Origin of the sequence: Stutzerimonas stutzeri (genome assembly GCF_013522825.1) — a bacterium.
GTDB lineage: Bacteria > Pseudomonadota > Gammaproteobacteria > Pseudomonadales > Pseudomonadaceae > Stutzerimonas > Stutzerimonas stutzeri_AK.
On the sequence record NZ_JAAMQZ010000029.1, the window covers coordinates 1 to 11,496 of the forward strand.

Annotated in this window: 8 protein-coding genes, 1 pseudogene and 1 other annotated feature; of the genes and pseudogenes, 6 read left to right on the forward strand and 3 right to left on the reverse strand. The window is 60.6% G+C overall.

The window, feature by feature from the left end; all coding sequences use genetic code 11:
- Nucleotides 1–92: 92 nt before the first annotated feature.
- Both G7020_RS16855 and G7020_RS16860 read right to left on the reverse strand, forming a co-directional pair.
- Nucleotides 93–727 (reverse strand): annotated as a pseudogene (locus G7020_RS16855) (IS3 family transposase); the annotation flags it as partial.
- Nucleotides 333–449 (reverse strand) — a sequence feature (AL1L pseudoknot). (Overlaps the previous pseudogene by 117 nt.)
- A 167-nt stretch (nucleotides 728–894) precedes the next feature.
- Nucleotides 895–1,188 (reverse strand): hypothetical protein, encoded by a 294-nt coding sequence (locus G7020_RS16860; RefSeq protein ID WP_181086341.1) that lies wholly within the window; start codon nucleotides 1,186–1,188, stop codon nucleotides 895–897.
- A 616-nt stretch (nucleotides 1,189–1,804) separates the two neighbouring features.
- Between G7020_RS16860 and G7020_RS16865 the strand changes: the two genes are divergently transcribed.
- From G7020_RS16865 to G7020_RS16875, 3 genes are read left to right on the forward strand one after another with little or no spacing between them, the layout of a single operon-like run.
- A complete protein-coding gene (locus G7020_RS16865; protein ID WP_181086342.1) occupies nucleotides 1,805–3,091 on the forward strand; it encodes a TolC family protein in 1,287 nt (428 codons plus the stop codon).
- Entirely contained in the window at nucleotides 3,088–4,725 is a 1,638-nt protein-coding gene (locus tag G7020_RS16870) for an efflux RND transporter periplasmic adaptor subunit (RefSeq protein WP_003280473.1), read from the forward strand. Before G7020_RS16865 ends, G7020_RS16870 begins: the two co-directional genes overlap by 4 nt.
- Nucleotides 4,726–4,727: 2 nt before the next feature.
- The gene (locus G7020_RS16875; RefSeq protein ID WP_003280474.1) at nucleotides 4,728–7,838 is read left to right on the forward strand and encodes an efflux RND transporter permease subunit; all 3,111 of its coding nucleotides are present in this window, start codon (nucleotides 4,728–4,730) and stop codon (nucleotides 7,836–7,838) included.
- 189 nt (nucleotides 7,839–8,027) lie between these two features.
- Here the strand turns inward: G7020_RS16875 and mobH are convergent, their stop codons facing one another.
- A complete protein-coding gene (mobH, locus tag G7020_RS16880) occupies nucleotides 8,028–9,848 on the reverse strand; it encodes a MobH family relaxase (RefSeq protein WP_181086367.1) in 1,821 nt (606 codons plus the stop codon).
- 447 nt (nucleotides 9,849–10,295) lie between these two features.
- Here mobH and G7020_RS16885 point away from each other — a divergent pair, with 447 nt between their 5' ends.
- From G7020_RS16885 to G7020_RS16895, 3 genes are all read left to right on the forward strand, one after another.
- Entirely contained in the window at nucleotides 10,296–10,571 is a 276-nt protein-coding gene (locus G7020_RS16885; RefSeq protein WP_232244006.1) for a type II toxin-antitoxin system Phd/YefM family antitoxin, read from the forward strand.
- The gene (locus G7020_RS16890) at nucleotides 10,571–10,984 is read left to right on the forward strand and encodes a putative toxin-antitoxin system toxin component, PIN family (protein ID WP_013983181.1); all 414 of its coding nucleotides are present in this window, start codon (nucleotides 10,571–10,573) and stop codon (nucleotides 10,982–10,984) included. The genes G7020_RS16885 and G7020_RS16890 overlap by 1 nt, the downstream gene beginning before the upstream one ends.
- A 113-nt stretch (nucleotides 10,985–11,097) precedes the next feature.
- Nucleotides 11,098–11,478, forward strand: coding sequence for a DUF3742 family protein (locus tag G7020_RS16895; RefSeq protein WP_181086343.1), 381 nt, complete (start codon nucleotides 11,098–11,100; stop codon nucleotides 11,476–11,478).
- Nucleotides 11,479–11,496 lie beyond the last annotated feature (18 nt).

The following is an 11,496-nucleotide window of genomic DNA, read 5'->3' on the forward strand; positions in this document are numbered from 1 at the left end:
AAAGGGGGCAGTGCGCCCCATACGCGGGAATTGAATAAAAAACGATCAATTTTTAGCGGTGGAAGGCAGGTTGTTGATACACCGAGGCTTCACCGGCCACGCCTGCCGGCCTCATGAGAAATCCGGGCTAGACGCATCAACCGCTCCACCGTGCATCTGGCTGCCTCGATGCCTTCTCGTCGGAGCTGCTTCCAGACCTTCACTGCGCCATAACACTGCATGTTGGCGTCCCATACGCGCTGGATTTCCAGGATCAACGCGTCATCACACTGAGCACGGCGACAGCGCAGTTCTGGGTTGCGCTGCTGCGCCGCGTGCCTGCGGTAACCGGACGGGGCGATCTGCAAGACACGGCAGATCGACTCGACCCCGAGACGGTCACGATGCTGATCGACAAATGCCCTCAGGACTTGGTGCGGCGGTCGAGCTCCGCCTGGGCAAAATACGCACTGGCCAGGCGCAGGATTTCGTTGGCTTTGCGCAGCTCGCGGTTTTCCCGCTCCAGGGCCTTGATGCGGTCGCGCTCTTCGCTCGTTTGGCCGGGGCGCTGTCCAGCATCGGTCTGCTGGCGACGAATCCAGCCATGCAGCGTTTGCGGGACACAGCCAATCTTCGGAGCAATGGCCTCAATGGCCGCCCACTCGGATGGATAGTCCTTCAGGTGTTCCAGAACCATGCGCACAGCACGTTCACGGACTTCAGGGGAATAGGTCGTAGTCTTTCTCATGGCCTCATCTTCTCAAGAGTTGAGGCCTCCACGAAACCCGGGGCGATTCATACCCTTTTTTATTGCCTCTTGAGTTTGCGAGAGCTTTAAGTCTCCGCGCCAGTTCTGCAGTCTGGCACGGAGATCATTGTCTATCTGGAAGGGCGTGAATTAACACTTACAAAAAGTTAACCATTTCTAATGCCGACTGGCATTCCGCGAAACTCAACGGAATGAGTGACTCCATCTGGGGTTTTAATAATGATTTCGTAAGTTCTCACGTCACCTGTGTTGAGTTTAGTCTCCGTTGCGGGGGTGACCCTCAAGACTTTCCCGGTTTTTAGTAGGTTTAGCATTACCTCATGACCGTCACCAACTGTATGGTCGTGCTTCATGGTCTGCGCATCATCACCCGCAGCCATTATTAGGGGCGAGGTGGCGGTGAGTGCCAGTGCTAAAAAAAGCCCGCTTATGCTTTTCATCAGTATTACCTCTTGTTTGTTTGGTTTGAGGCTAGCGCTGATGTCCTTACTGGAGCCTTTCCTGAAAATTACATTTTGGTTATTTTTTACTGCTTGCTGCTCATGGGATCGGCTGCAGCATGAGCTGTATTGTTGACTGCCAGGACAGCGCGGCGATGAGCGAAGTTTTATTGACGAAGTTCGAGCGAACGCATCAGCCAAGGCATGTGTGTCGATTTACCACATCGAGCGCCTTTATAAACCGAGAAGCGGTTAGTCGGTAGCGTAAAAACGCTATGCGGACTGTGATGTCTATGGGAACCCTAAGGCTATAGGCTGACATTAATGTAATGTTCAGGTCATTTGTCCGAAAGGTCTGATCTGCAATAAAGCCAGGCAATAAAGATCGCTTCTTAATTTGAGGCTCGGATTATTAACGAGCCCATGCTTTTTCTTGTGCCGACTCCGCGTGCTACGGAGCTAGATCTGATGAATGTCTTGGGCAAGTGTCGTGCCTGGTTGGCGTGCCCGTTTCCGCTCTCCGTGATGGGGGCGATGTGATGAGCACAACCAAAACCCATGAAGACTCAAGTTGTTGTGGCAATCAAAGGAGCCGTTTTGGCGGGAAGGGGAAATCATGAAACGGATCGTTCAACCGTTGCCTGGCAGCCAACGAGTGCTGCTGGCTGCTGTCACCCTGGGCCTTGTTCTGAGCGGCAGTGTTCAAGCCGCACCAGAGTCAGCCGAATTTGGCGCCACCTTGCCTCCGCTGCTCGACCTGCTCGAACGCCAGAGCCCTGAGCTGCGGGCTGCAGGGTATGAGAGACAGGCCGCCTGGGAGCGGCCCGACGTGGCCGGCTCGCTTCCTGATCCGATGCTCACGTTCGAAGAAATGGGTATCGCCCGTGACGACCCGAGCCTCTCGCCGAGCGGCGTCGGCAGCACACGCTACGCGTTCCGTCAGACCTTTCCGCTGGGCGGCAAGCGAGGGCTTGCACGCGAGATCGCCGAGGCGGGCGCAGAGCAGGCGGTGGCGCGCGAGCGCCTGAGCCGGGTCGAGCTCAGAAGCCTGGTCAAACTCGCCTTCAACGAATACCAGTACGCCCATGCCGCCACCCAGGTGACCGAGGAGTTGCGGAGCCTGGTGGATGAGCTTGAGAGCATCGCCGAGGCGCGCTACCGGGTCGGGCTTGCACCGCAACAAGACGTGATCAAGGCGCAGACCGAGCACAGCAGCCTGCAGAGCGAGCTGCTAACGCTGGAGCGTGACCGGCGCGGTACTGCGGCGCGGCTCAACGGTATTCTGGCGCGCCCGGCGAACGCGCCACTGGCGACGCCTGCCGGCTGGTCCGCGCTGCCTGCAGCGGTGCCTACCCTGGCGGAGCTGCAGGCGAGAATCCTTGGCGGCAATCCTCAAGTGGCCGAGCTCAATGCACGGATTCAGGAAGCCCGGCGCGCCGAGGAGCTCGCGAATCGAAACTGGATTCCGGATATCACCGTCGGCACCGCCGTTGTGCAGATGGGCAACCGCGCAGAAGAATTCGAATTGATGCTGGAGATGAACGTTCCACTGTGGGGCAGGCGCCGCAGCGCCGAGCAGCGCGAGGCCGTCTCAATGCGCTATGCCGCAGAGGCGCGGCGCGAAGCGGTCAACAGTCGCCTCGCCGGTAGCGTCGGTGAAGCATGGTCGGCGTTGGAGACAGCCTTTCGGCAGCACGCGCTAACCGAAAGAACGCTCTTGCCGCAGGCGGAACTCACCTATCAATCGGCGCTCGCCAGCTATCAGACCGGCAACGTCGATTTCGCCACCTTGCTCGATGCCCAGCGACAGATCCGTCAACTGCGGCTGTCGCTCCTTTCGTATGAACTGGAGCAGCGCGTACGGGTGGTGGAACTGGAGCGTCTTGTCGGAGCAGAGCTATGAAACGCAGCATGATTCTGGGCGCCGGCGCATTTGCCCTCGCCACCGCAATCGCCGGGTTTGCAGGCGGTTACATGATGGCGCAAAAGCCCGCACCTTCAGCGGCCGTCGGTAGCAGCGCGCCACAGGAGCGCAAGGCTCTCTACTACCGCAATCCCATGGGCCTGGCCGATACCTCGCCGGTGCCGAAGAAGGACCCGATGGGGATGGACTACATCCCGGTGTATGCCAACGAGGCGCCCGCTGGCGCGCGGGGCGAGCGCAAGGTTCTCTACTACCGTAATCCCATGGGCCTGCCGGACACCTCGCCAGTGCCGAAGAAGGACTCCATGGGCATGGACTACATCGCCGTCTACGAGGGTGAGGAATCCGGAAGTACCGTAACCATCAGTCCCGAGAAGATCCAGCTACTGGGTGTGTTGACCTCGCCGGTCGAGCGCCGCGTGCTCACGCGCACGGTGCGTGCCGTCGGTACGGTGCAGGTGGACGAGCGTGGCCAGTACACCCTGGCGCCGAAGTTCGACGGATGGATTGAGAAGCTCCATGTGAACACCACCGGTGAGCCGGTCCGTAAGGGCCAGCCGTTGATAGACGTCTATAGCCCCGAGTTGGTCTCGGCGCAGCAGGAGTTCTTGATCGCCAATGCTGGACGACAGCGCCTAGCGGCTGGCAGTGCGAATGCCAGGCAGGGGGTCGCCTCACTCTCAGAATCTGCCATGCAGCGGCTACGCAACTGGGATATTGGCGAAGCACAGCTTGAGCGCTTGCGCCGTACCGGCAAAACCAGCCGTACCTTGACGATCACCGCTCCGGTGGATGGGGTCGTACTGGACAAACCGGCGTTGGAAGGCATGCGCTTCCAGGCCGGGGACGCTCTCTACCGAATTGCGGACCTCGATACCGTCTGGCTTATCGCTGAGGTATTCGAGCAGGACCTGGCGTTGGTAAAACCGGGGCAAGCGGTACAGCTCACGGTCAGCGCCTATCCAGGCCGCCATTTCACTGGCGAGGTGACCTTCATCTACCCCGATCTCTCGCCGCAGACCCGCACTGTAAAGGTTCGTATCGAGCTGTCCAATCCCGACGGCCTGCTCAAGCCGGCCATGTTTGGCACTGCCCAGCTGGCTGCTGGGGAGCGCACACCCGTGCTCGCGGTTCCCGACTCGGCGGTGATCGACAGCGGCACTCGGCAGGTCGCACTGGTCGCCCTGGGTGAGGGTCGCTTTGAGCCGCGCGAACTGCTCACCGGCAGACTGGCAGACGGCTTTCTTGAAGTGCTTGAAGGGCTGGGCGAGGGAGAGTCCGTGGTCACGCGGGCCAACTTCCTGATCGATGCCGAGAGCAACCTCAAGGCAGCGCTGAGCGGCATGAGCCCGAAGTCGGCGGCAGCCGATGCCCATGATCATGGGAGCCACGAAAGTCCTGGCCATGCCGCCACCCCGACCGATGACGACGCACACAGCGGCCATGCTGGCCACACTGAAAGCAGCGACGACAATCATGGGGGCAGTCACGGGAGCAGCGAGACTCATGCTTCGCCGGATGATGTGCATGACCACGAAAGCCACACTAAGCCAGGAGCACATTCCGGTCATGTCATGCCGGATGACCACGACAACTCCCATGGGGGGCATTGAATATGCTCTCCAGAATCATTGAATGGTCGGTTCGCAACGTCTTCCTGGTGTTGCTCGCCACGCTGATCATTATCGGCGCCGGCGTCTACGCCGTGGTGAAAACCCCGTTGGACGCGCTGCCGGACCTGTCCGACGTGCAGGTGATCGTCTACACCGAGTTTCCGGGGCAAGCGCCGCAGGTGGTAGAGGACCAGGTTACCTACCCGCTCACCACGGCACTGCTTTCGGTACCCAATTCCAAGGTGGTACGGGGCTTCTCGTTCTTTGGCGCCTCCTTCGTTTATGTGATTTTTGAGGACGGCACCGATATCTACTGGGCACGCTCGCGGGTGCTTGAGTACTTGAACTTCGCCTCCAAGAGCCTTCCAGCTGGAGTGACACCGGCGCTGGGGCCGGACGCCACCGGCGTTGGCTGGGTCTACCAATACGCGCTGACCAGTGCGCGGCATACCCTTGCGGAGCTGCGCACGCTGCAGGACTGGTTTGTGCGCTATCAACTCACCAAGGCCGAGGGTGTGTCCGAAATCGCCAGCATCGGCGGATTCGTCCAGCAGTACCAAGTCACCGTCGATCCGCAGAAGCTGCAGGCCTACGACATCCCGTTGAGCCGCATTTCCGACGTCATTCGGACCAGCAATGCCGACGTGGGCGGTCGCATCGTGGAAATGAGCGAGACCGAGTACATGGTGCGCGGTCGCGGCTATTTGCGTGGTGCAGCGGACATCGAGAAACTGGTGCTCAAGGCCGCGGGCGGGGTGCCGGTTCTGCTGCGCGATGTGGCGCGCGTCGAGCTCGGCCCTGATGAGCGTCGCGGCGTGGTCGAGCTCAACGGGGAGGGCGAGGTGGTCGGCGGCATCGCCGTCGCCCGCTACGGCGAAAATGCCATGAACGTGATCGACAACCTGAAGGCCAAGATAGAGGAGATTCGTCCCGGCCTGCCGGAAGGTGTCGAGATCGAGCCGGTATACGACCGTTCGGATCTTATCCAGCGCGCCGTGGACAATCTCAAGGTCACGCTGCTGGAAGAGTCGATCATCGTCGCGCTGGTGTGCATTGTGTTTCTTCTGCATGTACGCAGTGCGCTGGTGGCCATCCTCATGCTGCCGGTGGGCATCCTGATCGCCTTCATCGTCATGCGCTGGCTGGGGCTCAATTCCAACATCATGAGCCTGGGCGGCATCGCCATCGCTATCGGCGCAATGGTGGACGCGGCCATCGTGATGATTGAGAACGCGCACAAGCACCTGGAGCGAGCGTCGCCGGACAAGCCGAGGGCAGAGGTCATCATTGAAGCCTGCCGCGAGGTGGGGCCGGCGCTGTTCTTCTCGCTGCTGATCATTACCGTTTCCTTCCTACCGGTGTTCACGCTGGAGTCCCAGGAAGGACGGATGTTCTCGCCGCTCGCCTTCACCAAGACCTTCGCCATGGCGGGTGCGGCGTTACTCTCGGTGACGCTGGTGCCGGTGCTGATGCTGTTGTTCGTGCGCGGGCGGATCATCCCCGAGCACAAGAACCCGGTGAACCGTTTCCTGATCTGGATTTATCGCCCGATCATCCATATCGTGCTGCGATGGAAGGTGACAACCATCGTGGTGGCGCTCGTGGTTTTGGGCGTGAGCATCCTGCCGGCGCGCCAGCTTGGCAGCGAATTCATGCCGCGCCTCAACGAAGGCACGCTGCTGTACATGCCGGCCTCGCTCCCGGGCATGTCCATCACCAAGGCTGCGGAACTCATGCAGGTGCAGGACCGGATCATCAAGAGCTTTCCCGAGGTAGCCTCGGTATTCGGCAAGGCGGGCCGCGCGGCCACGGCCACCGACCCGGCCCCGATCGAAATGTTCGAGACGGTGGTCAACCTCAAGCCGGAAGAGCACTGGCGGCCGGGAATGACGATGGATAAGCTCATCGCCGAGATGGATGAAGCGCTCCGGTTTCCGGGTGTGGCCAACAGCTGGACCATGCCCATTCAGGGGCGCCTGGACATGCTATCTACCGGCATACGAACGCCCATTGGCATCAAGGTGTTTGGCATGGACCTCGCCGGGATCGAGCGGCTGGCCACCCAGATCGAGACGGTTGTGCAGGCGGTGCCCGGGACAACCAGCGCGTTTGCCGAGCGCATCACGGGTGGCTTCTATCTTGATATTGCCCCCGACTACGATGCCCTGGCCCGCTACGGCCTGACGGTGGGGGAGGTGCAGATGGTCATAGCCACTGCGTTGGGCGGCGAGCTTGTGACCACGACCGTGGAAGGGCGCGAGCGATTCGGCGTCAGCGTTCGCTACCCACGGGAGCTGCGCTCCGACCCGCAGCGTATTGCCACCGAGGTGCTGGTGCCCACGCCGGGCGGCGCACAAATTCCGCTCGGGCAGCTCACCGATATCAGCGTTTCCAAGGGCGCGCCCAGCATTCGTACCGAAAACGCGCTGCTCTCAGCATATATCTATGTCGATATTCGCGGCCGCGACATCGGCAGCTATGTGCGAGAGGCACAGCAGGCGGTCAATGATCAGGTGACCTTTCCACCCGGTTACTACGTGACCTGGAGCGGCCAGTTCGAATACATGGAGCGGGCGGCGGAGAGGCTAAAAATCGTCGTGCCGCTGACCCTGGTGTTGATCTTCCTGCTGCTGTACCTGAATTTCCGCCGGCTTACCGAGACGCTGATCGTCATGCTCTCGGTGCCGTTCTCGCTGGTGGGTGGTATCTGGCTCATGTGGGCGCTGGGCTACAACTTCTCGGTGGCCGTGGTGGTGGGCTTCATCGCCCTGGCTGGCGTGGCTGCCGAGACCGGTGTGATCATGCTCATCTACCTTGACCATGCGCTCGCCGAGCGCCGAGCCGAACGGGAAGCAGCCGGCGAGCAGTTAACGGTGGCTGATCTCTACCAGGCAGTCATAACTGGTGCAGTCGAGCGAGTACGGCCGAAGATGATGACGGTAGTGGCCATCATGGCCGGCCTGCTGCCGATCATGTGGGGCACCGGTACCGGCTCGGAGGTGATGCGACGCATTGCCGCGCCGATGGTGGGTGGGATGATTTCTTCCACCGTACTGACGCTTGTGGTCATTCCGGCGATCTACATGCTGGTCAAGCAGCGCAGTCTGCGGTGATCGCTCGGTAGCGTGTTCATTCGCAGCTTACCCGGAGGTTTGGAGGCGCCACCCAGGCCTCCGGGAGCAAATAAGCAGACAACAAAAGCCCGAGTAGCTGCTGAGTCCAGAGATGGTTGTATGTTGCAACGAGCGAGGCTTCGGCACTTTCGTAGTCCACACTAGCGACATTCTCTTGCTCAAGTCGGGTCAGCTGCGATCAACGCCAAGTTGTAAGAACGGGTTGTTGAGCGGCACTTCCTCGAACAGATGCCTCGGATCTGCCAGCAGGTAACCATGCAGTCGTCGTGACTTGCGTGGTCCTGTCACCTCGCAGGTCCAGATGTTCAGACCATTGACCTGCTTGCGGTGCAGTTGCAGCTTTTCGAAGCGCTTTTGCACCCACTGCCAATCTGCAACCTGATCCTGCTTGGCGAGCGTGGCCGTGTTCGGGTGCTCTTGTGCGTAGCGCTGAAACACACCGGGGCTAACCAGAAATGCCGTGTCGGCCACGGTGTGCACCAGGGCCCTGGCGTCATTGATGATGAGTTTGCGGCTCTGTACACGCTGCCGCAGCCAAGCCAGGAAATGTTCGCCGGAAGGTGACTCCGGTGAGTTTCCACCGTTTTCGATGGGCGGAAGTACAGCGGCAGGGGGCAGCATTGAATCGTTCGCCTGGGAAGGTGCGGCCGGGTCATTGATGCCCGTTGCTGGGGGTGGTTCAACCTCCGGCCTCTGTGGGTGCGGTTCGGTATCTGAGGTGCCGAGCAATGCCAGCAGGGCGTCGACGCTATCGGCAGCGGGTGCAGCAGAGGCCGCACGTGCGGCGGTCGCCACGGGTGAGGTTTCACCGCTATCGATGAATGATTCTGTGGTCGCATCGTTGCGCTCTACCTCAATCACGACAGTGCCAGTGAACGGCTCCGGCCGACCATCTCCCTCCCAGATCAGAGCCGGCGCCAATCGCAGCAGTGTGAACGTGTGCGACCAGCCTGCGTCGCTCGTGACCGTTGCTCGCCAGATTGCCTTGCCGTCAGTGGTGGGCTGGAGCATGCCGTGATCCTGCAGCACGTTGAACACGGCAGTGTTGTTCGCAGGGATACCTTCGATGCCCTGTGCCAGCAAGTGCGCGCGCAACTTGTCCGAAACAGTCTTGCTGACCAACCACAGAGAATCCTGCGTCAGCCAGCCGTCCGACGCCTGGGGTTGGTTGAGTTTCAGCTCCTCCTTCAGCAGGTAGCGCAGGCCATTGAGCAGCTTGCGCTGCAGCGCTTGCTTCGGGGCCGCCATAGCCCGTGCAGGATCGCCGCCCAGGGCCTGGGCAACCGAAGCACGGTCGGCCTGAATGACCAGCTCACCGAGGACGCCGGCGTGTTCGTACTGGCCGGCCAGGACGTACAGCAGTGCGGACCAGAGTGGAGGGAAGGTGCTGAGCCAGTCGAGACTCTCGCCATCGAGCACCTGGCGATACAGCAAGCCCGTGGCAGCGTTGTGTAAGCGGTATTCGCGATCCTGCCGGTAGCGGAATCGGTAGGGGCGTGCCAGCGGGCCGTGCCAGGGGTGCCAAATGCTGCCGTCGGCATGTTCGACGTGCAGATCGACAGCGATCTTGCCGATGTCATGCAGCAGCGCGGCGTAGGCTATGGCGGCGGTCCAGGCTTCTGCCTGCACGACCTGGTCCTCGGGTGTGGTGCCACTGGGTAGCAGGTACGACTGCCGCAGTTTGAGCGCATACGCGACGATTTCCAGGCCGTGGTCCAGCATCCCCCCTGGATACGCATGATGATGCGCTTCCGACGCAGGAAACTGCTGGACCAGCTCGGCATAGCGTTGCAGCGGAGCCAAGTAGAGTGAGGCGAAATGCTTGCGCGAGAGCGAGGTGCGTTGCCAGATGTGTTCCAGCAGTTTCTGCCGGCGCGTTGTGGACAGCAGGGAGGCGACCGACTCGGGCCGCATCAGTCCTTTTTCCTTGCCTCCGGTGGAGGGGAGAGAGGCTGCTGTTGGGCGTTTTCGTTGGAATAGCGAGAGCATCGATGGCACCTGGAGTTGAGGCAGGCGAGGGCCTTTTCCCTTTCCGGGTAAGCCCGTTTCCCTTGAGTCCCATTCCCTTGCGCCCTTGCTGGAATCCTTTGATATAGCAGGCGCGAACGGCCATCCGCGAGCGTCTATGCGGTGTGGGTGATTGCTCTTTGAGGGCGCCCCTAGAAGGAGCACGTTTGGCCGTGCGCTTTGCTCAGTTCAGGCAGGGCCTTTCCTCGTGACTTCTAGTCTCTTGCCCTTTTCCAGACTTTTGGTGCGGGCAGTTGCTCCTTTGCTGGCACCAGACAATGCGGTGATGATCCAAACCGGATTGTTTAGAGAAGGCAGGCTGTTCCCCCTCTACCGTGGTGACCCACACAGGCCAGCCGGATGGACACCATGCCGAACCTATACCATAATGATCATATCAATCATATTGACCGATATGGTCCGAGGTGGATGATGATTACCGAAGTCAGCGCCGTGAGCTTCCGGCAGAACCTGGGCGAGATGCTCAACCAGGTGCAATACCGCAACGACAGCATCGTCATCAAGAAGGACGGCAAACCGGTTGCGGCCCTTGTAGACGCCGAGCTGTTCGCCCGCATTCGACGCATGCAGGAGCGCTTCGATGCGTTGAGCGGCCGGATCGGCGAGGCCTACGCCAGCGTATCGGTCGAGGACGGTCTGGCCGAGATCGAGGCTGCGGTTGCGGCTGAGCGGAAGCGGGGCTGATGGCAGGGCTGCGCGTCGTGCTCGATACCAACGTGCTGGTGTCGGGCTTGGCGTATCCGGGCAGCGTGCCGGGGCGCATTGTGGCGGCCTGGCGCCAAGGCGGTCTGGATGTCGCGCTTTCGCACTACATCCTGGACGAGCTGGCCCGTGTGTTGCCGCGCTTGCCCCGAATCGGCATGACCCCCGTGGAGATCCGCGATCTGGTCGACAGCCTCATGTTCCTGGTCGATATCGTCGAGCCGGAGGGCGAACATGCGGCAGACCTGCGTGACCCGGCTGACCAGCTCGTATTGCTCACGCTGATGGCGGCGCAGGCCGATTATCTGATTACCGGCGACAAGGACTTGCTTGCGCTGGCAAATCGGTATCCCATCGTAACGCCTGCGGAGTTTTGGTCGCGCCACGGTGTCTGATGGATGACGTGCAGAAATGCCCGTTACGCTTGAATAACCACGTGAGCTTCGATCAAAGGCACGGCAGACCCGATGTTGAGAGGACATAGCGGGACGACCATGAGGTAACCACCATGAAAACTTTTGCGCAGACTTCATTCGCAGAGCACCTTGGCCAAGTATTCGGCCGGATGTGGTGTGGATGCCTGCGTCTAGAGCGGAAGATGAGTGGTTGGCTCGTAGAGCACGGTTTACCTGCTGGTGGAGCTACTGCCTTGCTCTGGATTGCCAAGCTGATGGTGGTTGGTGTGCTGCTATACGCCGCCTTCTGGTTGGTGCTTGTGCTTCTTGTGGCAGTGATTGCGGCATGGATGGCCCGCGACTCCGATGAAGGTGCGTCAGAAGAGTGGGCGGTCGGTGAGCAAGCTGAACACAAGATCAATCCTGGCTACCATCCGGCTCTTTACAATGATGCTCCCGATTCGCGTTTCGCAGACCCGCAGCATGATGACTGACGCCATCATTAGGTGTCG